The organism is Brevundimonas sp. ALps5, assembly GCF_058681645.1.
Genome location: NZ_CM178744.1, coordinates 1,248,177 through 1,273,305 on the forward strand (window position 1 = coordinate 1,248,177; position 25,129 = coordinate 1,273,305).

General features: G+C 68.1%; 27 protein-coding genes. 9 read left to right on the top strand and 18 right to left on the bottom strand.

Annotated elements, in window-relative coordinates; genetic code table 11:
• Nucleotides 1-33: 33 nt before the first annotated feature.
• Entirely contained in the window at nt 34-762 is a 729-nt protein-coding gene (gene gloB / locus ACW172_RS05925) for a hydroxyacylglutathione hydrolase (RefSeq protein WP_492034262.1), read from the top strand.
• Here the strand turns inward: gloB and ACW172_RS05930 are convergent, their stop codons facing one another.
• Together ACW172_RS05930 and phbB are read right to left on the bottom strand one after the other, a co-directional pair.
• The gene (locus ACW172_RS05930) at nt 763-1,548 is read right to left on the bottom strand and encodes a DUF4908 domain-containing protein (protein ID WP_492034263.1); all 786 of its coding nucleotides are present in this window, start codon (nt 1,546-1,548) and stop codon (nt 763-765) included.
• Nucleotides 1,549-1,597: 49 nt separating this feature from the next.
• Complete coding sequence (phbB, locus tag ACW172_RS05935) at nt 1,598-2,323, bottom strand: acetoacetyl-CoA reductase (RefSeq protein ID WP_492034264.1); 726 nt, start codon at nt 2,321-2,323, stop codon at nt 1,598-1,600.
• Nucleotides 2,324-2,671: 348 nt separating this feature from the next.
• Here phbB and ACW172_RS05940 point away from each other — a divergent pair, with 348 nt between their 5' ends.
• A complete protein-coding gene (locus tag ACW172_RS05940; protein WP_492034265.1) occupies nt 2,672-2,992 on the top strand; it encodes an antibiotic biosynthesis monooxygenase in 321 nt (106 codons plus the stop codon).
• Nucleotides 2,993-3,008: 16 nt separating this feature from the next.
• Here ACW172_RS05940 and ACW172_RS05945 read toward each other — a convergent pair whose 3' ends face one another.
• Entirely contained in the window at nt 3,009-3,758 is a 750-nt protein-coding gene (locus ACW172_RS05945) for a DUF72 domain-containing protein (RefSeq protein WP_492034266.1), read from the bottom strand.
• A 201-nt stretch (nt 3,759-3,959) separates the two neighbouring features.
• Here ACW172_RS05945 and ACW172_RS05950 point away from each other — a divergent pair, with 201 nt between their 5' ends.
• Complete coding sequence (locus ACW172_RS05950) at nt 3,960-5,408, top strand: hypothetical protein (RefSeq protein ID WP_492034267.1); 1,449 nt, start codon at nt 3,960-3,962, stop codon at nt 5,406-5,408.
• On the opposite strand, the gene ACW172_RS05955 is transcribed toward ACW172_RS05950, so the two are convergent.
• Nucleotides 5,405-6,046 (bottom strand): hypothetical protein, encoded by a 642-nt coding sequence (locus tag ACW172_RS05955; RefSeq protein ID WP_492034268.1) that lies wholly within the window; start codon nt 6,044-6,046, stop codon nt 5,405-5,407. The two genes, ACW172_RS05950 and ACW172_RS05955, sit on opposite strands and share 4 nt — an antisense overlap.
• Before the next feature lie 138 nt (nt 6,047-6,184).
• Between ACW172_RS05955 and ACW172_RS05960 the strand changes: the two genes are divergently transcribed.
• Complete coding sequence (locus ACW172_RS05960) at nt 6,185-7,813, top strand: carboxylesterase/lipase family protein (RefSeq protein ID WP_492034269.1); 1,629 nt, start codon at nt 6,185-6,187, stop codon at nt 7,811-7,813.
• A 4-nt stretch (nt 7,814-7,817) separates the two neighbouring features.
• Here ACW172_RS05960 and ACW172_RS05965 read toward each other — a convergent pair whose 3' ends face one another.
• The 12 genes from ACW172_RS05965 to coxB all read right to left on the bottom strand — a co-directional run bounded on the left by ACW172_RS05965 (nt 7,818) and on the right by coxB (nt 18,506).
• On the bottom strand, nt 7,818-8,180 hold the full coding sequence (locus tag ACW172_RS05965; RefSeq protein ID WP_492034270.1) for a hypothetical protein: 363 nt from the start codon (nt 8,178-8,180) through the stop codon (nt 7,818-7,820).
• Nucleotide 8,181: 1 nt separating this feature from the next.
• Nucleotides 8,182-9,852 carry a putative bifunctional diguanylate cyclase/phosphodiesterase gene (locus ACW172_RS05970; protein ID WP_492034271.1) on the bottom strand — a complete coding sequence of 557 codons (1,671 nt, stop codon included), beginning with the start codon at nt 9,850-9,852 and terminating at the stop codon, nt 8,182-8,184.
• Nucleotides 9,853-9,871: 19 nt separating this feature from the next.
• Nucleotides 9,872-10,474, bottom strand: a complete 603-nt coding sequence (locus ACW172_RS05975) for a GNAT family N-acetyltransferase (protein ID WP_492034272.1) — start codon at nt 10,472-10,474, stop codon at nt 9,872-9,874.
• Nucleotides 10,475-10,532: 58 nt separating this feature from the next.
• A complete protein-coding gene (locus tag ACW172_RS05980; protein WP_492034273.1) occupies nt 10,533-11,744 on the bottom strand; it encodes a M16 family metallopeptidase in 1,212 nt (403 codons plus the stop codon).
• Between the two features lie 50 nt (nt 11,745-11,794).
• A complete protein-coding gene (locus tag ACW172_RS05985) occupies nt 11,795-12,520 on the bottom strand; it encodes an SURF1 family protein (protein ID WP_492034274.1) in 726 nt (241 codons plus the stop codon).
• Nucleotides 12,517-12,885 carry a DUF983 domain-containing protein gene (locus ACW172_RS05990; RefSeq protein WP_492034275.1) on the bottom strand — a complete coding sequence of 123 codons (369 nt, stop codon included), beginning with the start codon at nt 12,883-12,885 and terminating at the stop codon, nt 12,517-12,519. Before ACW172_RS05990 ends, ACW172_RS05985 begins: the two co-directional genes overlap by 4 nt.
• A 24-nt stretch (nt 12,886-12,909) precedes the next feature.
• The gene (locus ACW172_RS05995) at nt 12,910-13,788 is read right to left on the bottom strand and encodes a cytochrome c oxidase subunit 3 (protein WP_492034276.1); all 879 of its coding nucleotides are present in this window, start codon (nt 13,786-13,788) and stop codon (nt 12,910-12,912) included.
• A gap of 118 nt (nt 13,789-13,906) precedes the next feature.
• Complete coding sequence (locus tag ACW172_RS06000) at nt 13,907-14,497, bottom strand: cytochrome c oxidase assembly protein (RefSeq protein WP_492034277.1); 591 nt, start codon at nt 14,495-14,497, stop codon at nt 13,907-13,909.
• Complete coding sequence (locus ACW172_RS06005; protein WP_492034278.1) at nt 14,494-14,706, bottom strand: cytochrome c oxidase system small membrane protein; 213 nt, start codon at nt 14,704-14,706, stop codon at nt 14,494-14,496. The genes ACW172_RS06000 and ACW172_RS06005 overlap by 4 nt, the downstream gene beginning before the upstream one ends.
• A 12-nt stretch (nt 14,707-14,718) precedes the next feature.
• A complete protein-coding gene (gene cyoE, locus ACW172_RS06010) occupies nt 14,719-15,708 on the bottom strand; it encodes a heme o synthase (RefSeq protein WP_492034279.1) in 990 nt (329 codons plus the stop codon).
• Nucleotides 15,709-15,822: 114 nt separating this feature from the next.
• Nucleotides 15,823-17,508 carry a cytochrome c oxidase subunit I gene (gene ctaD / locus ACW172_RS06015; protein WP_492034280.1) on the bottom strand — a complete coding sequence of 562 codons (1,686 nt, stop codon included), beginning with the start codon at nt 17,506-17,508 and terminating at the stop codon, nt 15,823-15,825.
• Between the two features lie 20 nt (nt 17,509-17,528).
• Nucleotides 17,529-18,506, bottom strand: a complete 978-nt coding sequence (gene coxB / locus ACW172_RS06020) for a cytochrome c oxidase subunit II (RefSeq protein ID WP_492034281.1) — start codon at nt 18,504-18,506, stop codon at nt 17,529-17,531.
• Between the two features lie 276 nt (nt 18,507-18,782).
• On the opposite strand from coxB, the gene ACW172_RS06025 reads away from it, so the two are divergent.
• From ACW172_RS06025 to tldD, 4 genes are all read left to right on the top strand, one after another.
• Nucleotides 18,783-19,154 carry a PadR family transcriptional regulator gene (locus ACW172_RS06025; protein WP_492034282.1) on the top strand — a complete coding sequence of 124 codons (372 nt, stop codon included), beginning with the start codon at nt 18,783-18,785 and terminating at the stop codon, nt 19,152-19,154.
• Nucleotides 19,151-19,741 carry a DUF1700 domain-containing protein gene (locus ACW172_RS06030; RefSeq protein WP_492034283.1) on the top strand — a complete coding sequence of 197 codons (591 nt, stop codon included), beginning with the start codon at nt 19,151-19,153 and terminating at the stop codon, nt 19,739-19,741. The genes ACW172_RS06025 and ACW172_RS06030 overlap by 4 nt, the downstream gene beginning before the upstream one ends.
• Nucleotides 19,738-20,523 (top strand): GIN domain-containing protein, encoded by a 786-nt coding sequence (locus tag ACW172_RS06035; protein WP_492034284.1) that lies wholly within the window; start codon nt 19,738-19,740, stop codon nt 20,521-20,523. The genes ACW172_RS06030 and ACW172_RS06035 overlap by 4 nt, the downstream gene beginning before the upstream one ends.
• 136 nt (nt 20,524-20,659) lie before the next feature.
• The gene (gene tldD / locus ACW172_RS06040) at nt 20,660-22,090 is read left to right on the top strand and encodes a metalloprotease TldD (protein ID WP_492034285.1); all 1,431 of its coding nucleotides are present in this window, start codon (nt 20,660-20,662) and stop codon (nt 22,088-22,090) included.
• A 65-nt stretch (nt 22,091-22,155) separates the two neighbouring features.
• On the opposite strand, the gene ACW172_RS06045 is transcribed toward tldD, so the two are convergent.
• The gene (locus tag ACW172_RS06045) at nt 22,156-23,292 is read right to left on the bottom strand and encodes an acyltransferase family protein (protein WP_492034286.1); all 1,137 of its coding nucleotides are present in this window, start codon (nt 23,290-23,292) and stop codon (nt 22,156-22,158) included.
• 342 nt (nt 23,293-23,634) lie between these two features.
• On the opposite strand from ACW172_RS06045, the gene ACW172_RS06050 reads away from it, so the two are divergent.
• Nucleotides 23,635-24,081, top strand: a complete 447-nt coding sequence (locus ACW172_RS06050; RefSeq protein ID WP_492034287.1) for a hypothetical protein — start codon at nt 23,635-23,637, stop codon at nt 24,079-24,081.
• Nucleotides 24,082-24,085: 4 nt separating this feature from the next.
• On the opposite strand, the gene ACW172_RS06055 is transcribed toward ACW172_RS06050, so the two are convergent.
• Entirely contained in the window at nt 24,086-25,054 is a 969-nt protein-coding gene (locus tag ACW172_RS06055; protein WP_492034288.1) for a TraB/GumN family protein, read from the bottom strand.
• Between the last annotated feature and the right edge of the window lie 75 nt (nt 25,055-25,129).

Consider the following 25,129-nt stretch of genomic DNA (forward strand, 5'->3'; position numbering starts at 1 on the left):
CGGCATTCGTCGCCCCACCTCCAGAGACCCTCCATGGCCCTGACCGTCCACCTCTTCCCCTGCCTGTCTGACAACTATGGCTTCCTGCTGCGCGACGCGGCGACCGGCATGACCGCCACGGTCGACACCCCCGACGCCGAGGCCATCCTGGCGGAGCTGGAGCGGCTGGGCTGGGGCCGGCTGGACCTGATCCTCAACACCCACTGGCACCCCGATCACGCGGGCGGCAACGCCGCGATCCAGGCCGCGACCGGCTGCGAGATCTGGGGTCCCGAGGAAGTCCGCCGCATCGCGCCGCTGGATCGCGTCCTCTCGGGCGGTGAGACGGTGATGCTGGGCGAGACGGCGTTTCAGGTCACGGCCGCGCCCGGCCATACGCTCGGCCATATCCTCTATCGCTCGGCCAAGGATGGCATCGCCTTCGTCGGCGACACCCTGTTCCCGCTCGGCTGCGGCCGGCTGTTCGAGGGCACGGCCGAACAGATGTGGTCCAGCTTCGCGGCCATCACCGCCTGGCCTGACGACACCGTCCTCTACGGCGCCCATGAATACACCGCCGCCAATGCCCGCTTCGCCCTGTCGATCGACGACCGACCGGAGATGCGGGCCCATGCGGACGAGATCTTCGCCATGCGCGAGCGCGGCGAACCGACCGAGCCGACGACTCTGGCTGTGGAGAAGGCCTTCAATCCCTTCCTGCGCGCAGCCGACGCGGCCGACTTCGGCGTCCGGCGGGCGGCCAAGGACGGCTTCCAGGGCTGACTAGCGGCGCATCGCCTGGATGATCCGGGCCGAGGACGGACGGCCGGTCGGACCCTGGTTCGGGTGCACCGTCACCCGCAGCTCGCCGTTGGTATAGGTCACCGAACTGGATCGACCCTCGGTGATGGTCACGGTCTGCAGGCCGTTCAGCTGGGCCCGCAGCGCCGGAGAGGCGGCCATGCGCAGGATGGCGTCTGTGGTCACCATCAGGGCGTCGGTGCACAGGCCCTCGTCCTGTTCGCCGTCCAGCTGGACGCTGATCATCCGGCCGAGCGCGCGGCTCATCAGGAAGCTGCGCTGGACCATCAGGTTGGACAGCTGGATCGGGCCCAGCAGCGGCCGCTCCAGCGCCGGCGCCGGGCCGGTCATGGAGGCGGGCGAGCCGTTCGGGGCCCGCACCGAATAGAGGGTCATCCCCCCGTCCGGCGTGACGCGCAGGATCTGATCGCCCGCATCGTTGCGATAGATGATGTCGCCGCGCGGGGCCGGACGGGCCGTCAGGGCCCAGGTCTCGTTGCGGCTGGCGAAACGGAACAGGGGGCGCGGGCCCGAGCGGTCGAAGACGAAGCTCTCGCCCGTCTCGGCGACATAGCGGCCGCTCTCCGGCTGGGTGCGGGCGGCGCCCCGGCCGAGGCTGCGCGACTGTTCGGCCTGGGCGTTGGTGCGGACCTGGGCTTCGGCGTCAGCGGGCGCCGCCCCGGCAAGGAGGGTCGAAGCGACGAGGGCGACGAACGCCATCGTCGCCGAAAGCGGCGCTGTCGCCGTCTCGACCCATTGCAACTTCATGCCTTTATCGGTGCAAGCTTGGCGCGGCGGATTTTGGGCGCCGCTGTGTTCAGCCGACCAGATACTGGCCGCCATTCAGGCTGAGTGTGCAGCCTGTGACATATCCGGCACGTTCGCCCGTCAGCCAGGACACCATGTCGGCGATCTCCTCGCCCTTGCCCAGCCGTCCCACGGGGATCTGGGCGATGATGGAATCCAGAACCTTCTGGTCCATGGCGCCGACCATCTCGGTGTCGATATAGCCGGGGGCGATGCAGTTGACGGTCACGCCCTTGCGCGCGTTTTCCAGCGCCAGGGCCTTGGTGAAGCCGATCATCCCGGCCTTGGCGGCGGAATAGTTGGCCTGGCCGATCTGCCCCTTCTGGCCGTTGATCGAGGAGATGTTGACGATCCGGCCATGGCCCCGGTCGCGCATGCCGTTGATCACCTGGCGGGTCATGTTGAAGACCGAGTCCATGTTGACCCGGATGACCTCGGACCACTGGTCGTGGCTCATCTTGTGGAAGAAGCCGTCTCGGGTGATTCCGGCGTTATTGATCAGGACGTCGATGGGCCCCAGCTCGGCCTCGACCTCGGCGACCGCGCGGGCGCAGTCCTCGAAGGAACCGACATTGCCCCTGACCACCATGACGCCCAGTTCGCGCGCGGTGGCCTCGGCGGCCTCGGTGTTTCCGGAATAGCCGGCGGCGACGGACATGCCGTCTTCCTTCAGCCGTTGAACGATCGCCTTGCCGATGCCGCGCGTTCCGCCGGTCACCAGAGCCACTCGCGCCATATGCGTTTCCCCGTCCTGTTTGCTGTCCTCGCCGCCGGGTCTTGCGCCCCGATCGGTCCTTCGAAAAAGCTTTAGCCCGCGCGGGGTTGCGCGAAAAGCCGGTGTTACGCGGCGTGATCCGAATCGAAGGCGCCGAGGTCGATTGCCGGCGCCATTCGGAGAGGCTAGGCTCCGCGGCGTCGAAAAGGACCTGCGGCGGCATCGGTAAGCCCGCCGTCCTTCCCGAAACGGAAGGCTCCGGCAGCGCCCCACGCGCCGCCCCTCGACAAGCCTGACGCCTGTGCGTCGTCCGGCTTGTCGGGATGTCCGAACGACCTCTCCCGGCAAGCCCAACCGTGGAGAAGAGCCTTGCCCAAAATCACCGCCGAGACCGGCCTCGTCACCCAGATCAACGTTTTCGATGTCCATCCCGGCCGTCAGGAGCAACTGATCGATCACCTCGCCGAGGCCGCCCGGTCCTGCCGCGACCATATCCCCGGCTGGATCTCGGCCAGCCTGCATCTGAGCCTCGACGGCGCCCGGGTGGTCAACTACGCCCAGACCGAAGACGAAGCGGCCATGCGGCAGGTCTTCGCCCATCTGACCGCGGAGGGTTGGCTGGACCGCAACCGCGCCTTCGGCACGGCCCATCCGGATCTTTACCGCGTCATCAAAACAGTCGAGCGCTGACCGGTCCCGTCTTCGCCTATTTCAGCTTGTCGATCAGGGCCATGGCCGCCGCCGGGTTCCTCACCTTGGCCCCGGCGATGAAGTAGGCGAAGACATCGCCGCGTTTGGCCCAGCCTTGTGTCTGCTGCGCCACCGCGTCCAGCTCGGCCGAGGTCATGCCCGTCGGCTCGTCCTCGCGGCTCGACATCAGCCGGGCATAGGTGAAGTCCGCGGTTTCCTGATCGATCCTGGGCCAGGTCGGGCTCTCGTCGTCGACGGCGTAGATGATGGCAGCGCCGTATTTGCGGGCCAGATCATAGAACTGCTCAGTGTCGAAGGTCGGGCTGCGCACCTCCAGGGCATGCCTCAGCCGGACCCCGTCCTTCTCCTTGGGCAACAGCTTCAGGAAGCCCTCAAAGTCGACCGGATCGAACTTCTTGGTCGCCATGAACTGCCAGTTGATCGGCCCCAGCTTGTCGCCCAGCGCCGTCAGCCCCTGATCCAGGAACCGCTCCAGGCTCTCATTGCCTTCCGACAGGACCTTGCGGTTGGTGCAGAAGCGGCTGGCCTTGACCGCGAAGACGAAGTCGTCCGGCGTCTCGTCGCGCCACTTCATCCAGGTGTCGACCTTGAATCCGGAATAGTAGGTGCCGTTGATCTCGATCGAGGTCAGCTTCGAACTGGCATACCCAAGCTCCTTCTTCTGGCTCAGCTTGTCCGGATAGAAGACGCCGCGCCAGGGCTCGAAGGTCCAGCCGCCGATGCCGACCCGCACGGTTCCCGTCATTCCATCCTCCCGATCCCTGATTTTCCGTCCTGTCTCGATGGCAGGAAACGGCCGGGACCGCCACCGGTTCGCGACACGACGGCCGGATTCCGCGCACGGACCGGGGCGCGGGCCTGCAGGGGGCATTTCGACGCCTTGACCATACGCCGGTCGTGGGCCGAAGGTTCGTCCCAGCCGCCGCCCTCCCGCTTCCGGACCCGCATGACCGCGCCTTTCGACCGCCGCCGCCTGCTGACCGGAGCCGCAAGCCTGGGCGCGACGGGACTGGGCATAATGGGGTTGGGCGCCGCCCTGTCCGGTTCGCGCGCCTTCGCCGCTCCGGCCCTGCTCCCGGCGGTCGGCGACGCCCTCGACGCCACGCCGCGCAGCCTGAAGAGCCTGGATCCGCGCATCCTCGGCGACGGCCGGACGGACGTCACGGCCCGGATCGCCGCCGCCCTGACCTCCGGCGCGCGCCATATCCTGATCCCGGCCGACGCCGGCGCCTATGTCATCGACGGCTCCATGCTCCTGCCGACCGGCTACGGCCTGACAGTGCAGGGCCAGCCGGGCGCGGTCCTGCTGCAGAAGGCGCTGCATGAGCGGACTCTGGACGGGATCGGCGTGAGCGACTGCTGGATCCGGGACCTGAAATTCAGCGCCGACTACACCCGCATCTTCGTGGGCGACCACAGCTTCCGGGGCGACAGTCTTTACGGCTCCTCCTCCGCTGTCTGGCTGAACGGCTCGAACAACCGGGTCACCGATGTGGAGATCGACGGCCATGTCTCGGGCATCTGGCTCAGCCCCTGGAACGGCAGGGAAAACCAGATCGGCAGCCGCGCGAACCTGATCGAACGGCTGAAGGTCAGCAATGTCGACATGGGCGTGCTGCTCAAGGGCCAGACCGACGCCGTCATCCGCCGGGTGCGGGCCCGCGACATCACCCTGTCTCCCAACAGTCCGAACCCCCAGCACGCGATCTATGCGACCGGAAACGAAGGCTTCCGCTCGACCAATCTGACGGTGAGCGACGTCCAGACCGACAACTGCCCCAATGCCGCCCCCGTACAGATCAAGTTCACGGACGGCTTCCTCGGATCGAATTTCGTCTCGGACCGGGCCGGCGCCCTCAACATGATCAGCGTCCGGGGCTTCACCGTCTCCGGCGTCACGGCGCGGCGAGGACATGACCAGAACGGCGTCGGCGCCCTGGTCGTCGGATTGCAGAACAGCGACGTGGTGACGCGATGCTGGGACGGAACCTTCAACGCGATCTCCCTGGCCATGGACCCCAGCGCCGACCGGGCCATCACCGTGATCGGCGACCGGATTCAGGCGCGCGGCGTCACGGTCGCCATGAACCGTCCGTCCGGCGACGACAGCCCCGACATCTCCCTCTCCGGCCGGGACAGCGCCTGGGAGATCGAGCTGTTCAACAACGGCGCCGGCGGTGGAGTGGGGGTGGACGTCCGGGCGCGCGCCGGGATGGAAACCGACGGCATGGACGTCAATCTGCGCCGCGCCAACCGCACCAACGTCGCCCTGCGCGCCTCCGCCGGCGCGACCAACACCCGCTTCCGCTACGATCCCGGCCGGGTGACCACCGCCCGGGGGCGGCCACGCGTCCTCGACGCCGGCTCGGGCACCCGGATCGAACCCGGCGCCTAGCGACCCGATCCGCCCCTGGGCGCGAATCGCACCGAGGCCAGGGTCTGCAGCGTCTCGGGGTCCAGGCCGATCCTCCCCTGGGTCGTCGCCACCACTGCCCGGGTCCCGTCGCTGACCACGGCCCACAGACATTCGCCGCCCGCCGCGTGGAAGCCGGTCTCCGCATCGTCGATGCCGCAGGTCACCACCGCTTTCAGTCCCGGCCCGCCGCGCGCCGTGAAAGGCTCGACCGGCACGGGCTCGAACCGGCCCCAGGTGGTCATCAGGACGCCCTGGGCGTTCTTCTCGAACCCGGCCTGATCCTTCGCCACCGTGTCCAGCGGCCCGTCGACCGGCTGGAAATAGATCAGGGCCTCCTTCGCGTCGGCTCCGAACAGGCCGATGCAGACCACCCCCTCCCCGACGTCGCCACAGCCGTCCGTGTGACGATCGGGGCTGTAGTCGAAGGCGATGCCCAGGCTTGGGTCGCTATAGGTTTTCCACCCAGCCGGAACGGCGGACGTGGACGCGGACGCAGGGGCCGCGGCCGACGGCGGCGCGGTCGCGGCCGGGGGTGGCGAGCTCTCGGCGGGCTTGCGGTCGCTACAGCCGGCCAGCAAGACGACCAGGGCGAAGGCGGCGAGACGGCGTCTGGACATGATTTCTTCTCCCGCCGCCAACCTCGGCCCGGCGCGCGTCCGAGGCAAGCTCGTTCCGCCCTTCGCCACCTTGACCGCCCTTCCTCGCGGGCCGAAGGTCCCCGCAACAAGACCCTGTCAAAGGCCCGAGGAAACCCCATGACCGATCCCATCGACCGCCGCGGCCTGCTGGCCGGCGCCGCCGCGAGCGCAAGTCTGGGCTTGGGCCTCGCCGCCTCGCCCTCCTTTGCCGGACCTCGCGATGACACCGGTGTCCATGCCAGCATCGGGGCCCGAACCACCGCAGGCCGCATCCGGGGCTTTCGCGACCGCGACGTCGCGGTCTTCAAGGGCGTGCCCTATGGCGACGACACGGCCCGGACCCGCTTCGCCGCCCCGAAGCCGCCCCGGCCGTGGCGCGGCGTGCGGCCCTGTCTCGACTTCGGCGCCCCCGCGCCCCAGCCCGGCGGCAACCCCGGCGCCGGCTATCTGCCCGACAGCACCTATACGCAGGATCAGACCTCCGAGGACTGCCTGAACCTCAACCTCTGGACCCCGGCGCTGGACGGCGCCAGGCGGCCCGTGCTGGTCTGGTTCCACGGCGGCGGCTTCTCGGGCTGGTCGGCCAACAGCCCGCTGTATGACGGCGCCAATCTGGCGAAGTGGGGCGATGCGGTGGTCGTCACCGTAAACCACCGTCTGAACGCCTTCGGCTATCTGTATCTGGGCCAACTGGGCGGCGAGCGCTTCGCCGATTCCGGCAATGCGGGGATGCTGGACCTCGTCCTCGCCCTGCAGTGGATCCGTGACAATATCGAGGGCTTCGGCGGGGACCCCGGCCGGGTCACCCTGTTCGGCCAATCCGGCGGCGGAGCCAAGGCCTCGGTCCTGATGGCCATGCCCGCCGCGCGCGGCCTGTTCCACCGCGTCATGACCATGAGCGGCCAGCAGGTCACCGTCACCCCGGCGGAGATGGCCACGACCGCCGCGCGGAAGTTCCTGACCAACGCCGCCGTCGACACTCCCGACGCCCTGCTGACGATGTCCAAGGACCAGCTGATCGCGGCGACGCGCGGGGTCTCGACCGGCCCGGTGCTGGACGGCCGCTCCCTGACCCGCGACCCGTTCGAGCCGGATGCCACACCGCTCGCCCGCGACGTCGCCCTGATCATGGGCAATACCCATGACGAGACCCGCTATCTGATCGGCCTCGACGAGCCCGACCTCTCGGCCCTGACCTGGGACCAGCTGGTCCCGGCGCTCAAGCGGTCGATCCCGAACTTCTTCGGCCCCCTGACGCCGGAATCGGCGGTCGTCTGGTACCGCGACAAACACCCCGGCTATTCGCCGAGCCAGATCTTCTTCGCCATGACAACCGAGTTGCGCTCCTGGCGGGCCCAGATCATCCAGGCCGACCGCCGCGCTGTCCAGCCGGGGGCCAATACCTGGGTCTATCAGTTCGACTGGCAGAGCCCGGTTCTGGACGGGCGGATGGGCGCGCCCCACTGCGGCGACATCCCCTTCATGTTCCGCAATCACCGCGAGATGGTGAGCATGACCGGGGGCGGGCCCGAGACGGACGCCGTCGCCGACGCCATGTCCTCGGCCCTGATCAACTTCGCCCGGACCGGCGATCCGAACGGCGCCGGCGTGCCCGCCTGGCCGAAATACGAACTTCCCGGCCGGGTCACCATGCAGTGGAACACCGTCTCGAAAGCCACCCCCGACCCGCGCGGCGAGGAACGCCGTCTGGTCGGCCTGATCCCCTATCGCCAGCCGGGGACGTAAAGGATCAGGTGGGGCAGGCGCCAAGTAACTGGGCCTCTCGCGCGGTCGGCGTCCGGCCCGCCGGCAACGAGATCGCGAACTCCTCCAGTCTCATGGCGCTGCGGCGCTTGTAGACCAGAACCGCAAAGGTCCGCCGATCGATGTCTCCGGCCACGCCGCAGACCAGCTCCGTCCAGCGCCGAACGTCGCCGTCGGTATCGCGAAAAAGATAGCGGCCGGTCACTCTGGCCGTCCGCGTAAAGTTCTCGCCCAGCGCACTCTCGACCGTCTTGATGGCCAAGCTCTCGGGTTTGGGGCGCGTAGCGAACAACATTAGGGCCAGAAGGGCAGCGACGAGCACCGCCGCCGATAGCTGGACGACCTTCAAATCACGCCGACCGTTGCTTCAGCGGCGCCACGCCGTCGGACAGGCTTTCGTTGAGGTAGACCTCGGCCTCCTGCGCCGGCAGGGCGGGGGCGTATCCGAAGCCCTGACCATAGTGGCAGCTGGCGTCGAGCAGCAGCTTGGCGAGTGGGGCGTTCTCCACCCCTTCGGCGACGACCTCGAGGTTCAGGTCGCGGCCCAGATTGACCACCGACTTGACGATCTTGGCCGAGCCCTCGTCCTTGTCCATGGTCAGGACGAAGTAGCGGTCAATCTTCAGCGTGTCGAACGGCAGGCGTGCGAGATAGGACAGGGACGAGAAGCCGGTGCCGAAGTCGTCCAGCGCCAGCGAGGCCCCGACGTCCTTGAGCTGCTGCAGGATCACCGCCGCCCGGGCGGTGTCGCGCATGATGTCGCCCTCGGTGACCTCGAGCTTGAGCGCACCCTTGGGCAGGCCGGTCTCCTGAATGACCCGCTGGACGTCCTCAACCAGATTGGGCCGCTCGATCTCGCCGACCGACAGATTGACGCTGCAGAACAGTTTCCCGGCCAGCGGATGGCGTTGCAGCCATTCGGCCAGCTGCCGCGCCGACTGGGTCATCATCATCAGGCCCAGATCGTTCATCAGGCCCATTTCGTCGGTCAGGCCCAGGAACTCGTCGGGCGGCACCAGACCGCGCTTGGGGTGACGCCAGCGGGCCAGGGCCTCGAAGCCGGCGACGGCGCCGGTGTTCAGGTTCACGATCGGCTGGAAGAAGGGTTCGATCTCGCCGCGCACGAAGGCGTTGCGCAGGTCCGCCTCCAGCGCCAGGCGGCTGAGGCTGTCGCTCTCCAGCGCGCGGCCATAGGCGGCGGCCCCGCCGCGACCGGCGCCCTTGGCCTGCCCCACGGCCAGTTCGACGCGGCGCAAAAGCTCGGCCGGATCGGGCGCATCGGCGCCGCCCTCGCAGGCGACCGAACCGATCGAAACGGTCGGATAGATGTCGAAGCCGGCGATGCGCAGCGGCTGTTCCAGGGCGTCACGCACCCGGTCGCAGGCGTTGACGATGCCGCGTGGCAGGACCACGGCGAACTCGTCCTCGCCGATCCGGGCCGGGGCCGCGCCGTCGGAGAAGGCGGCCGCCAACCGCGACCCCAGGGCCGACAGCACCAGATCGGTGCGCTCATGGCCCAGGGCCTCGTTCAGCCGCCGCAGACGGTCCACGTCGGCGACCACCAGCTCATAGTCGCCCGGCGTGGCCAGAATGTCGGAAGCCCGGGCCAGGAAGGCGCGGCGGTCCAGAAGACCGGTCAGGGCGTCCTTGGCGGCGCCCGCGAATTTCGTTTCCAGCGCCACCATCCCGGCGGCGCGCAAGCCGTCTTCCAGCCAGACGCCGCGCCACAGACAGGTCTCGGAACCGCGCATCCTCAGGCGGACGGCGATCTCGGCGCCCTCCTCCTTCGGGGTCAGGATGCTTTCGGCCAGCGACCGGTCCTGCGGCAGGGTGACGGCGACGAAGGCCGCGCCCGAACACTCGGGCGCCAGCGGTCCCAGGCCCAGCGGCCGGGTCGCGCCGGTGAATCTCAGAGTGTCTTCCGAAGGGGTCCAGATCCACAGCGCCGTGTCGGCGGCGGCGAGCGCCTCGATCGCCGTGGTCGCGTCCCAGGCCAGGGTTCTGGATCGCGAGGGGGTCACGGGCGGGGGCGCTCTTCCTTCAGACGGACCTTACCTCGGCCCGTTCGGCGTCTTCTGACAAGAGGCCGAACAGCAGATGATCTGCCCATGCGCCGTTAATTTTAAGATAAGCCCGGGCCTCGCCCTCCAGCCGGAAGCCGGATTTCTCCAGCACGCGGCGCGAGGCGGCGTTGGACGGCAGGCAGGAGGCCTCCAGCCGGTGCAGCTTCAGCTGGCGAAAGGCGTGGCGCGACATGGCCTTCACCGCCGCCGTGCCGTGGCCCTCGCCCGCGAACGGACGGCCGATCCAGTAGCCCAGGGTCCCGGTCTCGGCGACGCCCCGGCGGATGTTGGACAGGGTGATGGCGCCGTAGAGGGTCCGCCCGGTCGGGTCGAAGACGAAGAAGGGCCAGGCGTTGCCCAGCTCCATCTCGCGCGCATAGACGGTCAGGCGGCGGCGATAGGCCGCCCGGGTCAGGTCGTCGTCGGGCCAGGCCGGCTCCCACGGCTGCAGATAGTCGCGCGAGTTTTCCCGCAGGTCGGCCCAGGCCGCATAGTCGCCGATGCGCGGCGGCCGAAGGATCACCCCCCGCCCCTCGACCACCGGGCCGGTCGCATCCGTCATCCAGTCGAGAAGGGCCATGGGGGCAACTTAAACCGGAGAAAGCGCGGTTGGCGACCCCTGTCCCGGAAGGGGAGAATCAGCCCGCCAACCCCCTCACGAAAGCCGCGCCCGCCGCATGGGCCGCCTTCGGTCCCAGCACCGAGGTCGCCGACAGGCCCGAAGCCAGCACGCGCTGACCTACACGGCGCAGATCCTCCGCTGTCGTCACCGCGATCCGGGCCACGCTGTCGTCCGACGACACGGGCGCGCCGTAGATCAGGGTCTGGGCGGCGTTGCGGCCCGCGCGGCTGGCCGGGCTTTCGTCCGACATCCACAGGCCAGCCTTGAGCACCGCCTTGGCCCGAGACAGCTCGGCCTCGCTCGGCCCCTCGGTCGCCAGGGCCCGGATCTCCTCGGCGCAGACCCCGGCCAGTTCCACGGCCCGGTCGGCGGCGGCGCCCGCATAGACGCCCAGCACTCCGATGTCCTCATAGGCTTCCTGATAGGCGTCGATGGCATAGGCCAGCCCCCGTTCCTCGCGTGCGCTCTGGAACAGGCGCGACGCCATCCCCCCGCCGAGGATTTCGGTGAACAGCCGCATGGCCGGCAGGTCCGGATCGGTCGCCGACACCGAGGGCAGCTGGAAGACGATATTGGCCTGTTCGATCTTGCGGCTCAGCCTCGCCGCCCCGCCGATGAAGGTCGCGGGTTCGGGCGCCTCGGCGGGGGTCGCCACCGCTGACCCGAACCAGCGCCCGGCCAGGTCCAGCAGTTCGGCCTGATCGACCGCACCGGACACCGCCACCACCATCCGGTCGGGCGAATAGAGGCGGGCGCGCCAGTCGCCGATGCTCTCGCGCGTCACCGGCTTCAGGCTCTCGACCGAGCCGAGGATGGGCCGCCCCATCGACTGGCCGGCGAAGGCCCTGGTCTGGACCATCTCGAACACATGGTCGTCAGGGGTGTCGAAGGCCTCGGCGATCTCCTGGGCCACGACGTCCTTCTCGCGCTCGATCTCGACCGGATCCAGCCTCGGGCGGAAGACGAGGTCGGAGACCACCTGCATGGCCAGCCCCAGGGAGCCGTCCAGAGCCCGGACCTCGAAACTGGTCCGCTCGTATCCTGTGGCGGCGTTGATCGTCCCGCCCTCGGCCTCGATCCGCTCGACAATGTCCTTGGCGCCCATGTCTCCGGCGCCCTTGAACACCAGATGTTCGAGAAGATGGGACCAGCCGGACCGGGTTTCGTTCTCCCACCTCGCCCCGCCGCGCACGGCGACGGTCAGGGCCAGGGTCTTCAGCCCGGGCATCGGATCACAGACGACGCGGACGCCGTTGGCGAGGGTATGGAGGGTGGCGGTCAGTGTGAATCTTTCACGGGCGTCGGCGCCAGTCGCCGACGGAGCATCGCCACATAGAAGCCCATCAGGGCCACCGCCAGTCCGAACCAGGTCAGGGCATAACCGAAATGATTGTTGGCGAAGGCGGCGGGCGGGGCCGAGGCCTGAAGCGCGCCCAGCTCAGGATTGCTCGAGGACAGGGCGAACAGGGTGAATGCCGAGGCGTCCGGCGCGCCGAGCGCCTTCGCCATGGCCACGCTGTCGCGGGCGTAGAAGTGATTGACGCCCGAGATCGTGGCAGGCGCCGGCGTCATCCCGCCCCCGGCCCTGGGCGTCCGGCGCAGTTCGACCAGCAGGGACAGCGGCAGGGTCGATTCGATCACGCGCGGCCGGGCCGACACCGTATCCGGCAGGAAGCCCCGGTCGATCAGGAAGGGCCTGGCCTCGCCCGGCGCCCGGCAGACCGAGATCAGCCGCACCCCGACCTTCTCCTCATGGATCGTCTGCAACTCGACAAAGGGCGCGGTCGGCAGGCCCGGACAGACGATCAGGGCCTTTCTGAACTCGGGGTCGGACGCGGCCAGGATCTCGTCGATGGGGCCAGGCGCCGCCCTGGCCGCCGCATCGGCCTGGGCGATCAGCCCCTCCTTCCAGTGCAACCGCTGCACCTGCCATACGCCCAGCCCGATCAGCAGGACGAGGCAGGGAAGGACGGCGAGCGTCAGGATCCAGGGGAAACGTTTCACCGGTCCCGTCCCTTCATCTGTAGCGCGATCATCAGCCCCTTGCCGGGCCGCATCAGCCCGAGCGCCAGCGCCAGGGCGGTCGGCACCGCGAGCAGCAGCAACAGCCAGATCGGCGGATCATAGGCGATCTGCAGCCAGAGGGCGGTGAAGACCACGATGCCGCCGGCGATTTGCATGATGAAGATGGCCGCCCCGTCGCCGGTGTTCAGCCGCGTGAAGTCGAAGCCGCAGGCCGCGCACCGCTCGACCACCTTCAGGAAGCCCTCGAACAGCCGGCTCTGGCCGCAGTTCGGGCAGCGGCAAAGCAGACCGGCCCGGATCGGGTCGATCCGGGCCGGTTCAGGCGTTTTGCTTTCAGTCGGCATTTGTCATCCCCGCGAAAGCGGGGATCAACCGAAGATGACGTAGACGAAGGCGAACAGGAACAGCCACACCACGTCGACGAAGTGCCAGTACCAGGCGGCGGCCTCGAACCCGAAATGCTGCTTGGGCGTGAAGGCGCCGTTCAGCAGACGGATCAGGCAGACGATCAGGAAGATGGTGCCGACCAGGACGTGGAAGCCGTGGAAGCCGGTGGCCATGAAGAAGATCGACCCGTAGAGGCCGGAGTTGGCGGCCTCCTCGTTGAAGAACAGCTTCTCCAGAATGATCTCGTGGTACTCGTACGCCTGCACGCAGGTGAACATCAGGCCGAGCGCGATGGTCAGGAACAGGGCCAGTTTGGCGCCCTTGCGGTCGCCGACCTGCAGCGCGTGGTGAGCCCAGGTCACGGTGCAGCCCGAGAGCAGCAGGGTCACGGTGTTCAGGAGCGGCAGCTGCCAGGCGTCCAGGGTCTCGATCCCCTTGGGCGGCCAGGCCGACCAGGACTTGGCGGTGTCGGCCCAGCCGGCGACTTCCGGGATGTGCTGACGCGCGGTGTGGAACACCGACATCTCGAAGAACATCCAGAAGAAGGCCGCGAAGAACATGATCTCCGAGGCGATGAACAGGACCATGCCGTAGCGCAGGCCGATGGCCACGACCGGGGTGTGATCGCCCTGGTTGGCTTCCTTGACCACGTCCGCCCACCACAGGCCCATGCCCAGCAGGGTCGCGAACAGGCCGATGATGAAGACCAGATGGTCGCCTTCCGGCAGGCCGAACAGGCCCTTCATCCAGATGACCGCCCCAACCATCATCACCACCGTGGTGGCCGAGCACCACAGGGGCCAGATGCTGGGATTCACGAGGTGATAGTCGTGATGCGGAGCGGCGTGGTTGTCGGCCATCTTCAGGATCTCGTTGAGAACGCGAATGTCGTCAGTCTCAGGCTATAGCCGATTTTGACGGTCCGTCGAGCGGGGCGCGGGGCAAAAATGAGGCGAGCGTCGCCGTAAGCCCGCAGGCTCAGCTTTTCGCCGGAATCGCCAGCCCGGTCTGACCGTTACCCAGAGCCCGCGGAGCGCCGTCTTTCGCCGGATAGAAGGTGTAGCTGAGGGTGATTTCGGTCGCCCCCTTCGCCTCGCGGTCCGTCGCCAGCTCCGGGGCGACGAAGTACTGGACCGGGAATTTCCGCGTCTCGCCGGCGGCGATGGTCTGGGCGTCGAAACAGAAGCACTGCAGCTTCTGGAAATAGGGTCCGGCATATTCCGGCACGACGTTGTACGCGGCGCGAGCCTGGATCGGCTGGTCCGAGGTATTTGTCACGTCGAAATAGGCGAGGCCCGTCTCGCCGATGCGGACGCGCTGCACCGTCTGTTCGGCGACGAACCGCATCGGCAGGTCACGGACATTGGTGTCGAAGCGGATGGTGACCATGCGGTCCAGCACCTGATCCGGCGCCTTCTCGGCCTTCCTGACCGTGCCGTCGAAGCCGGTCGCCTGACAGAACATCCGGTAGAGGGGCACGGCGGCGAAGGCGGCGCCGGTCATGCCGAGCACCGTCAGCAGGCAGATCGCCGCGATGGTCCGCGCCCGCTTGCTGGCTGTTCCGCTCATCGGGCGAGCGTCGAATCGTAGGTCTTTTCCGGGTGCATCGGGCCGGCGGCCAATGCAGCTTCCTTCTCCCGCTCGGCCTTCTGATTGGCCTGCATCCTCAGGAAGGTGGTCGAGAACAACAGGACCACGAAGGCGACCAGAGCCAGGCCGATCCAGACGTTGCGGCGGCTGCGGGCGGCGACTTCCTCAGGCGAAAGGCGGATGACCATGGTGAGCAGGTCCTAAAGGGTGAAGGGCGGCAGGCCGATCAGATTCTCCGCGAGCAGGGCGGCGAACAGGGCCATCAGATACAGGATCGAGAAGGCGAACAGGTTTCGGGCCGGACGCGACGCCTGTTTGACGTCATAGATGGCGCCCTCGCGGCCCACGGTGTCGGCCTTGTCGGGGCCCTCCGCGCCGACAGGATCGCCGGCGCGCGAGCGATAGAGCCGCCAGGCCAGGCCGAGGAAGCCGAGGCCGCCGAGCACCGAGACGGCCAGATAGATCCAGCCGCCCAGACCCGTCAGGCCCGGTGCGATCGCCACGGGCACGAAGATCAGGGAGTAGAGCAGGATCTGCAGCCGGGTCGACTTCGCGCCCCGCGCCACCGGCATCATCGGAATGCCCGCCTTGGCGTAGTCACCGGCCGAATAGAGGGCCAGGGCCCAGCTGTGCGGCGGGGTCCACAGGAAGATGATCAGGAACAGCAGCCAGGCCTGCCAGGGCGCCGAACCCGTCGCCGCCGCCCAGCCGATCACGGGCGGAAGCGCGCCCGCCGCGCCGCCGATGACGATGTTCTGGGGCGTCCGTCGCTTCAGCATCACCGTGTAGAAGCCAGCGTAGTAGACGATTGTCAGGGCCAGCAGCCCGGCCGCCAGCCAGTTGGTGTTCATGCCCAGCAGCATGACCGAGAACAGGCTCAGCACCGCCCCGAAGGCCATGGCGTCGTTCTTGTTGACGCGGCCCGCCGCGACCGGACGGCCGCGCGTGCGCCGCATCAGGGCGTCGGTCTCGCCCTCGATGGCCATGTTGAGCGCGCCCGCCGCGCCCGCGCCCACGGCGATGCACAGGATGGCGATGGCGGCGACGAAGGGATTGATCGATCCCGGCGCCACGATCAGCCCGGTCGCGCCGGTGAACACCACCAGCGACATGACGCGTGGCTTGAGCAGCTGGAAATAGTCTTCCGGCTGGGCGGTGGAGAGAACGGGGGTGGCGGCGGTCTTGGTCACGCGGGTCTCTTACCCCCGGATCCGGGGCGCTGGAAGAGAAGAACCCCGGCGGCGCGGCGGCCACCGGGGTTCTTTATCGTTTCGACGTCCGCCCCCGTGTCGGGAGCGTCGGTCTCAGTGCCCGTGGTCGTCGTCCTTGACCACCGGCAGTTCGTTGAACTGGTGGTACGGCGGCGGCGAGGACAGGGTCCACTCCAGCGTCGTGGCGCCCTCGCCCCAGGGGTTGGCGACGCCCTTGCGACGACGGATCGCGGCCTCGGCCAGCATCACCAGGAAGACGCCGACGCCGACGATCGTGATCGCATAGCCGATCGAGGAGACGTGGTTCCACAGGGTGAAGGCGTCCGGATAGTCGATGTAGCGACGCGGCATGCCCTGCAGGCCCAGGAAATGCTGCGGGAAGAAGATCACGTTCACGCCGACGAACATGATCCAGAAGTGCAGGCAGCCCAGGAACTCGTTGTACTTCACCCCGAACATCTTCTCGAACCAGTAGTAGAAGCCGGCGAAGATGGCGAACACCGCGCCCAGCGACAGGACGTAGTGGAAGTGGGCGACGACGTAGTAGGTGTCGTGCAGGCTGTAGTCGATGCCGGCGTTGGACAGGACCACGCCGGTCACGCCGCCGACGGTGAACAGGAAGATGAAGCCGATCGCCCACAGCATGGGCGTCTTGAAGCTGATGGAGCCGCCCCACATGGTGGCGATCCAGCTGAAGATCTTCACGCCCGTGGGCACGGCGATGATCATCGTCGCCGCGACGAAATAGGCGCGCAGGTTCACCGACATCCCGACCGTGTACATGTGGTGCGCCCACACGATGAAGCCGATGAAGCCGATGGCGACCATGGCATAGGCCATCGCCAGATAGCCGAAGACCGGCTTGCGGCTGAAGGTGGAGACGATGTGCGAGATGATGCCGAAGCCGGGCAGGATCAGGATGTAGACTTCGGGGTGACCGAAGAACCAGAACAGGTGCTGGAACATCACCGGATCGCCGCCGCCGGCCGGGTCGAAGAAGCTGGTGCCGAAGTTACGGTCGGCCAGCAGCATGGTGATGGCGCCGGCCAGCACCGGCAGCGACAGCAGCAGCAAGAAGGCGGTGATCAGCACCGACCAGGCGAACAGCGGCATCCGGTGCAGGGTCATGCCCGGGGCCCGCATGTTGAAGATGGTCGTGATGAAGTTGATCGCGCCCAGGATCGAGCTGGCGCCCGCGACGTGCAGGGCGAAGATGGCCAGGTCGCCCGCCGGTCCGGGGGCGCCCTTGGTCGAGAGCGGCGGATAGATGGTCCAGCCGCCGGCGATGCCGTGGCCCGAACCGCCGTCCGCGAACATGGACAGGATCAGCAGCACCCAGGCCGCGACCAGCAGCCAGAACGACACGTTGTTCATGCGCGGGAAGGCCATGTCCGGCGCCCCGATCATGATCGGCACGAACCAGTTGCCGAAGCCGCCGATCATCGCCGGCATGACCATGAAGAAGATCATGATCAGGGCGTGGGCGGTGACGGTGGCGTTATAGCCGTGCTTGGAGGCGTCGACGATGCCCAGGTACTGAACCCAGGTGCCTTCCTTGAACAGCTGGATGCCCGGCTCGGCCAGTTCCCAGCGGATCAGGCCTGACAGGGCGCCGCCCACGATGCCCGCCATGATGGCGAACAGCAGGTACAGGGTGCCGATGTCCTTGTGGTTGGTGGACAGGAACCAGCGGGTGAAGAAGCCGGGCTTGTGGTCGTGCGCGTCGTGAGCGGCGTCGTGCCCGTGCGCGTGGTCGTCGGCGGTGATGTCGGTGGCCATGATCTCTTCCAGGCTCGCGATTACTGGGCGGCCGGCGCGGCGGGAGCCGCGGCAGGAGCGGTTGCGGGGGCGCCGGTCGTGGCGCCGACAGGGGCGGCGCCGGCGGCGGCCGCGGGAACGGCGGCGTCAGCGGCGGCGGCGGCGGTCGTCGCGATAGCGCCCGCGGCGGCGGCCGCCGCGTCATCCTTCTTCGTCATCGAGCCGCCCTTGGACACGACCCACTTCTCGAACTCGGCCTGGGAGACCACGCGGATCTCGATGGGCATGAAGGCATGGTCGTCGCCGCACAGTTCCGAGCACTGGCCGTAGAAGATGCCCTCGCGCTCGGCGCGGAACCAGGTCTCGTTGACCCGGCCCGGGACGGCGTCGGTCTTCAGACCAAAGGCCGGCAGGGCGAAGGCGTGGATCACGTCGGCGCCGGTCACCAGAACACGGACCACCTTGCCGACCGGCACCACCAGCGGCTCGTCGGCGGCCAGGCGGTAGAGGTCGTGCGGCATGCCGCGCTTGGCCAGTTCGGCCTCGGGCAGGACGTTGGAGACGTACTCCGCGATGCCCTGGTCCGGATATTCATAGGCCCAGTTCCACTGGTTGCCGGTCGCCTTGATGGTCAGATCGACCGGCGGGGTGTTGTGGTAGGCGAACAGAAGCTTGAACGAGAACATCGAGATGACCAGCAGGATGGCCACCGGGGCCAGGGTCCAGATGACCTCGATCAGGGTGTTGTGGCTCCAGCGCGCCGGGACCGGATTGGCCTTCTTGTTGTAGCGGACGGCGATCCAGATGATCAGCGCCAGAACGAAAAGGCTGATCACGGTGATGATCGGCAGCAGGATGACGTTGTGGAACCAGATGGCGTCATGCTTCAGGGCGGAGGCGGCCGGCTGCAGGTCGATCGCGCCCGGCGTCGGCTGACCCAGACGATCCTGCGCCCAGGCCGGCGCGGACATGAAGGCCAAGGTCGCCGAGGCCATCAGCCCGCCGACGGTCCTGCGCATGCGCACCATGTTCTGCCCCAGCCCCAATCCCATGCGGACCCCCATAAACCCATTTGCAACAGGCCTTTGCGAGCGACTCGCAACGCCCGCCGCGCTCTCTGAACACGGCGCTCTGCCGGTCCTTATCGGCTCGTTTCACGCTTGCCAAGCGGTCCGCGCCGCGAAGAAGCCACACAGTCATCAGGGTCGATCATTAAATCGCAGTCATGTTTAGACAGCTACCTTGCGACGCACGATACCTTGCCATAGTCTCCCTTCATCGAAGGAGGACACGCCGTGCCCGAAACCATAGAGATTCAGTTGAAGAAGGGAGTGCTGGGACTGTGCGTCCTGGCCCTCCTCAAGCGAGGCGACAGCTACGCCTATGAGATCGCCAGCCGCCTGTCGGACGCGATCGACATGGGCGAGGGGACCATCTACCCGCTGATGCGGCGGATGCAGTCCGACGGACTCGTCGAGACCTATCTGGTCGAATCCAGCGCCGGCCCCTCGCGCAAATACTATCGTCTGTCCGACGCCGGGCGCGAGGCGCTCGCCGTCCAGACCGCCGACTGGAAGACCTTCACCGACGCGGTCGACGCGGTCCTCAACGAGGCCCCGCTCAGCCCTGTCCCCGAAACAGCCACCACGACTGGAGACGTCCAATGACGCGCGCCGACTTTCTCGCCCGATTGAAGCGGGGCCTTGTCGGACTGCCGACCTCGACCGCCGCCGACATCCTCAATGACTATGAGGCTCATTTCGACGACGGCAAGGCCGCCGGGCGCTCCGAGGCCGAGGTGGCCTCCGCCCTGGGCGATCCCGACCGTCTGGCGCGCGAACTCAAGGCCGAGGCCGGGGTCAAGCGCTGGACCCAGGAACAAACCCCGTCGGCCGCGGCCGGCGCCGTCTTCGCGGTGCTGGGTCTGGGCGCGATCGACATCATCATCCTGCTGCCGATCCTGATGGGCGTCATCGGGACCCTGTTCGGCTGCTTCGTCGCGGTCGTGGCCCTGTTCGGCTCGGGCATCGCGGTCATGGTCGCCGGTCCCTTCGCGGGCTTCCCCGGCGGCGGCGTCGCGGCCTTCTTCATCGGCCTGGGCCTGATGGCCTGCGCCGTGACCGTCGGCGCCCTGCTGTCGGTCGCGACCGTCCTGCTGGTGAACGGCCTGATCTGGTTCGCCCGCCTGCACTACCGGCTGCTCAAGCCGGCCCTTGAACCCCACGCCGTCGCCAGCTCGGGAGACCCGGCATGATCCGCACCCTTCTCATCATCGCCGGGGCCGCCTTCGTGCTGGCCCTGGCCTCCATGGCCGGCGGCGTCGCCATCGGCGGTCGCGACATGGCCGCCCACGGCTGGAACTGGACCTTCCCCAATCACGGCGACGGCGGCGACCTGACCATCACCCGTCAGGACGGGACCCAGGCGGCGGAAGTCACCCGCACCCTGGCCTGGGCAGGCGGCGACAAGCTGGTGGTCGATCTCTCGGCCGACGTCGAATACGTCCAGGGCGACACTCCCGGCATCACCGTCCGGGGGCCGGCCGACCGGGTCGACAAGGTCCGCATCGAGGGCGACCGTCTGGTCTGGACCGGCGAAGACAGCCACCACGGCGAGACGATCGTCTTCGGGCGCCGCGCCAACGGCAAGGGCATCTGGGTCGACAGCGGCGAGGTCCACATCGTGGTCACCGCCCCGGCCGTGCACATCTTCGACCTGCGCGGCTCCTCGGACCTGACCGTCAAGGCCTATGACCAGCCAAGCCTGACCATCGACTCTTCGGGCAGCGGCGACTTCAGCGTCTCGGGCGTGACCAAGGCCCTGGACCTGACCATGACCGGCTCGGGCGACGGCGATTTGGAGAATCTGCTGACCACCGACGCCAATGTCGACATCTCCGGCAGCGGCGACGCCCGGGTCGCCCCGACCGGGGCCGTGGTGGCGGACCTCTCCGGCTCCGGCGACCTGGAGCTCCTCACCCCGCCGGCGACCCTGCGCCAGTCCATCACCGGTTCGGGCGACGTCCGCCAGGAATAGGCCGCACCGAAACTGACCTGCTGATCCCCCTTCCGCCCTGCGGGAGGGGGATTTTCTTTTGCACGTCACCCCACTCCGCCGCCTCCCATTACGAACCGCCCGTGACGAACCGTCCTCCGCGTCCTATCTATCGCCCATGACTGTCCACACCTCCCCGCCCCCCATTCTCGAAACCGCCGGGGTCGACCCGTCCGAGGCCCTGTCGATCCTCGAAGGCGCCCTCGTCGGCGCCGACGATGGGGAGCTGTTCCTTGAGCGCTCGGAATCGGAATCCCTGGTGTTCGACGACGGCCGGCTGAAGTCCGCCGCCTATGACGCCTCCGAAGGCTTCGGCCTGCGCGTCGTCGCTGGAGAGACGGCCGGATACGCCCACGCCAACGAGATTTCCGCCGCCTCCCTGCGCCGCGCCGCCGACAGCGCCGCCCTGGCCAAGGCCGGCCATGCCGGCGTGAGCGCCGAGGGACCGCGCGCCACCAACCAGAAGCTCTATGACGAGGTCGATCCCCTCGCTTCGCCGGCCTTCTCCGACAAGATCGCCCTGCTGGCCGAGATCGACGCCTGGGCCCGGGCCCGCGATCCGCGCGTGGTCCAGGTCTCGGCCTCCCTGATCGGCGAGCGCCGCGCCATCGAGATCCTGCGTGCGGACGCCATGACGGTGCGCGATATCCGCCCCCTGGTCCGGCTGAACGTCTCGGTCACGGTCGAGCGCGACGGCCGCCGCGAGAGCGCCTCCGCCGGCGCCGGCGGCCGCGCCGGCTTCGAGGCCTGGATCGCGCCCGAGCGCTGGCAGGCCCAGGTCGACGAGGCCCTGCGCCAGGCCCTTGTCAACCTGGACGCCGTCGACTGCCCGGCGGGCGAGATGGACGTCGTTCTCGGCGCCGGCTGGCCCGGCGTCCTGCTGCACGAGGCCATCGGCCACGGCTTCGAGGGCGACTTCCACCGCAAGGGCTCCTCGGTCTTCACCGGGATGATGGGCAAGCGGGTCGCCGCGCCCGGCGTGACCGTGGTCGACGACGGCTCCATCGCCGGCCGCCGGGGCTCGCTCAGCGTCGACGACGAAGGCACCCCGACCTCACGCACCGTCCTGATCGAGGACGGCATCATGGTCGGGCTGATGAACGACCGCCTCTCGGCCCGCCAGCTGGGCCAGCGCGCCACCGGCAACGGCCGCCGCCAGTCCTTCGCCCACATGCCCATGCCGCGCATGACCAACACCTTCATGGAAGGGGGCAAGGACAAACAGGCCGACATGATCGCCTCGACGAAGCGCGGCCTCTACGCGGCCAATTTCGGCGGCGGCCAGGTGGACATCACCAACGGCAAGTTCGTCTTCCAGTGCACCGAGGCCTATCTGATCGAGGACGGCAGGATCACCGCCCCGGTGCGTGGCGCGACCCTGATCGGCGACGGCGCCACGGCCCTGCAGAACGTCACCATGATCGGCGACGACTTCGCCTTCGATCCGGGCGTGGGCGTCTGTGGCAAGGCCGGACAGGGCGTCCCCGTCGGCATCGGCCAGCCCTCGCTCAAGATCGGCGGCCTGACCGTCGGCGGGACCGCGGTCTAGGGGCGGTCTGAAGGGACGCCGGCCAGGCCCGGTTACGCTCCGGAGTCCGACAGAGCCGCGGGGGCTTAAGACCACGGCGCCGGGAAACGCGCCTTGAGCCGCAGCCAGGCGGCTTCAAGCTTCTTGAGGGGCTCACGCAACCCGGCGGCCGGCTTTTCGACCAGATGCCAGGACACGACGCCGCACAGCAGGCTCAAGGGAACGGCGAACAGCAGATTCAGATACCAGACGCGGGTGAAAGGCAGGGCGTAGGCGACGAACTGCTGAACCACGAAGCCGTACAGATAGACGCCGTAGGAATAGTCCGCGACCCCCGCGAACCGGTGCCGCTTGGGATTGCAGAGCCCAAGGAACACCGTCGCATAGCCGATCGGCAGGATGGACAGATATTGGCCGGCCGGCGCGAACTGCAGCAGCAAGACCGACAGCGCCAGCGCCGCGAGGCCCCACCACCGGTTCCAGGGCAGGACGTCACGGTAAAGATAGATGGTGACGCCGCACAGGAAGTTGAGCACCAGCTCCGGCCCCCAGACGTGACCGGTCAACGGCACGAAGGTGTCGGCGCCCTTCAGGGCCGGAAGCACGACCCGCACCACGATCCCGGCCACGAAGGCGAAAGCGAGGCCGGCCAGTACGATATGCCGCGACCGCTTTCCTCCGACCAGGATCAGGGCGGTCAGCGACAGGTAGCAGATCAGCTCCCACGGCACGGTCCAGAGCTGCAGATTGACGATGTCCGGCTTGGGATTGGTCGTGAAAACGCCGGGCAAATAGTAGGTGATGTGTCCGGTGACGTTGACCAGATAGTGGAAGAATTTCGGGTCGGTGAAGTAGTCGCCGAGCGGCAGCGTCGTGACGAAGGGGCCGATCAACAGGGCCGACAGGATCACCTCGACCATGAGGGCGGGATAGATGCGGATGACACGCAGACCCAGGAAGGTCACCAGCGTCTTGCTGCGCTCCATACTGCCCGCGACCAGGAAGCCGCTCAGTGCGAAGAAGGCGGGGAGGATAAGCTTGAAATAGGGTGCGCCCGCCGCAAAGAACCAGACCCCGTAGGCCTCGCCCTGGGCCACCAGCGCGGAATGGGGAATGAGAACCGACAGCGCCAGGATCAGGCGCATATAGTCGAAACCGGACGGTCGGAATCTATCGATCTCGAGCTTCCTGCCCAGCGAAATCTGGCCCACGGATTCGTTCACTGGATGCCCATCCTCAGCTCAAGGCCGGACACGGGAAGTGGCCGGACGCCGGACCCCAAACCGATCCAGTCCAAATCCGAAAAGCCCCGAAGCCGCCAACCTTCCCCCGGGGATCATTCGATTTTTCAATGCTTAGCAAACGCCATTTTTTGGGAATAGTGCGGCGCACCCAAAAATGCTGCACTGCGGTTGAACAGCCACAGTCAGGAGTTGCGACAGGGTCGAAGGACCCCTCCTCCTCGCATTGCCGTTCCGCTCTGATCTCTGCGGCGCTGGAACCCCGCTGGCGAGCCCGGGGTTTGAGCGTTAGAAACGACCGCCTGGACCGAAAGGAACACGCCGATGACCGGCAAGGACGTGCTCGACTATCTCAGCCAGCCGAGGGCCCGGTGGATCATCGCCGGGGTCGTCGTCGTCGCCGCCCTCGGTCTCGGCGGCTTGATGCTGGCCGGCGGCGATGACGAAGCCAGAGCCGGAAGCGGCGCGGACCTCAGCGTCGCCGTGGTGGCCCCGGTCGAGCCCGACGTGGCGCCCGGCGGCGTCATGGAGGTGGGTCAGCTGAACAACGGCTTCGACGGCAAGCTGCCGGAGGCGCAACCGGCCTCGACCGACGGCGCTCCCATCGACGACTACCACGCCGAACAGCCCGCCTACACCGAGACCGGCCCGGCCCCGATGCCGCCGCCCCGACCTGGTGAGGAGGTCCATCCTTATCTGGACCGTAACGCCGTCCCGCCGCCGGTGAAGACGCCCGCGCCGTCCAATTCGAACACCGGCCTGTTCTACTGAAGCCTCAGCGTTGATCGGGGCGCCAGATCGGGCCCTCGACGTCCAGCCCCTGGGCTTCCAGCTGGTCCAGCACCCCGCCGGGCTCGGCAAGGACGCGCAAGGGGGCCACCCCCATGGTCACGCCGGGCCGGGTCAGGGCCAGCTTGGCCGCATCGGCCCACTGGCCGCGCAGCACGGGCGCGATCTCGGGGTCGCCCCAGGGCCAGCACAGGCTGACCGCCTGATCCAACGGCGTCGCCAGCACCTCGGGGACCTTCAGCGAACGCCAGGCGTCCAGCCGCGCCGCGGCGCCCGCCGGCCCCGCCTCGGCCGCCCGGATCGAGGCCTGGAGACAGGGCAGATAGGTCTGGGGCGGCTGGGTGATCAGATTGTCGATCATCTCGTCGCCGCGCACGATCCCGACCGGCTCGCCGCCGATCCGGCCCTGCCGCGCGGCGCCCCGGACCGCGTCGACGGCGCCCCGGTTGCGGCCCCGCGCATAGCCGGCCTGTTCCATCAGGTCGAAGCTCAGGCCGACGAAGCTCTGGGTGCGCCATTTCTGATCGCGCTCACCGGCCTTGAGCGCCTCCAGCCGGGCCTGCCACTCCGGCGACAGATAGTCGGCCGTGGTCTTGCCCTCGGGCAGGCGGGCGATGGTGCGGATGCGCCAGATCAGCCGGAAGACGTCGCTGAGCGAGGCCCGGCCCTCCTGCGGATAGAGGATGCGCTGCGACCGCGCCGTCGCCGCCTCCAGCGCCTCGGGCCGCCATTCGAAATCGCGCGGCACCCCGCTGAGGGCGCCGATCAGAATGACCGTGCTCGCCCCGTCGGAAATCTCCCACATCGGCGCCCCGGCCCGGCGGGCGGTGACGACCACGTCCTCGACGCGATCCGCAGACTCGTCCTGAGACGGGGTCTGGGCCACGGCCATGGGCGCAACGGCAAGGCCGGCGCAGAGCGCGAACACTGAAATCAGGCGGCGGAATGTCATCATGTTCGAATAATGGCCTGACGATTACAGAACATCCACATGACTTTCCTGTAATGATGGAGGCGATTTAATCCACCT

Coding starts and splice junctions, on each gene's coding strand:
- ACW172_RS06005 (WP_492034278.1), bottom strand. CDS start 14,706: ATGGTCATCCGCCTTTCGCCTGAGGAAGTCGCCGCCCGCAGCCGCCGC.
- ACW172_RS05975 (WP_492034272.1), bottom strand. CDS start 10,474: ATGGCCCTTCTCGACTGGATGACGGATGCGACCGGCCCGGTGGTCGAG.
- ACW172_RS05980 (WP_492034273.1), bottom strand. CDS start 11,744: ATGCCCGGGCTGAAGACCCTGGCCCTGACCGTCGCCGTGCGCGGCGGG.
- gloB (WP_492034262.1), top strand. CDS start 34: ATGGCCCTGACCGTCCACCTCTTCCCCTGCCTGTCTGACAACTATGGC.
- ACW172_RS06055 (WP_492034288.1), bottom strand. CDS start 25,054: ATGATGACATTCCGCCGCCTGATTTCAGTGTTCGCGCTCTGCGCCGGC.
- ACW172_RS05930 (WP_492034263.1), bottom strand. CDS start 1,548: ATGAAGTTGCAATGGGTCGAGACGGCGACAGCGCCGCTTTCGGCGACG.
- ACW172_RS06050 (WP_492034287.1), top strand. CDS start 23,635: ATGACCGGCAAGGACGTGCTCGACTATCTCAGCCAGCCGAGGGCCCGG.
- tldD (WP_492034285.1), top strand. CDS start 20,660: ATGACTGTCCACACCTCCCCGCCCCCCATTCTCGAAACCGCCGGGGTC.
- coxB (WP_492034281.1), bottom strand. CDS start 18,506: ATGCGCAGGACCGTCGGCGGGCTGATGGCCTCGGCGACCTTGGCCTTC.
- ACW172_RS05995 (WP_492034276.1), bottom strand. CDS start 13,788: ATGGCCGACAACCACGCCGCTCCGCATCACGACTATCACCTCGTGAAT.
- ACW172_RS05950 (WP_492034267.1), top strand. CDS start 3,960: ATGACCGCGCCTTTCGACCGCCGCCGCCTGCTGACCGGAGCCGCAAGC.
- ACW172_RS05990 (WP_492034275.1), bottom strand. CDS start 12,885: ATGCCGACTGAAAGCAAAACGCCTGAACCGGCCCGGATCGACCCGATC.
- ACW172_RS06035 (WP_492034284.1), top strand. CDS start 19,738: ATGATCCGCACCCTTCTCATCATCGCCGGGGCCGCCTTCGTGCTGGCC.
- ACW172_RS05955 (WP_492034268.1), bottom strand. CDS start 6,046: ATGTCCAGACGCCGTCTCGCCGCCTTCGCCCTGGTCGTCTTGCTGGCC.
- ACW172_RS06000 (WP_492034277.1), bottom strand. CDS start 14,497: ATGAGCGGAACAGCCAGCAAGCGGGCGCGGACCATCGCGGCGATCTGC.
- ACW172_RS06030 (WP_492034283.1), top strand. CDS start 19,151: ATGACGCGCGCCGACTTTCTCGCCCGATTGAAGCGGGGCCTTGTCGGA.
- ACW172_RS05960 (WP_492034269.1), top strand. CDS start 6,185: ATGACCGATCCCATCGACCGCCGCGGCCTGCTGGCCGGCGCCGCCGCG.
- ACW172_RS05945 (WP_492034266.1), bottom strand. CDS start 3,758: ATGACGGGAACCGTGCGGGTCGGCATCGGCGGCTGGACCTTCGAGCCC.
- ctaD (WP_492034280.1), bottom strand. CDS start 17,508: ATGGCCACCGACATCACCGCCGACGACCACGCGCACGGGCACGACGCC.
- phbB (WP_492034264.1), bottom strand. CDS start 2,323: ATGGCGCGAGTGGCTCTGGTGACCGGCGGAACGCGCGGCATCGGCAAG.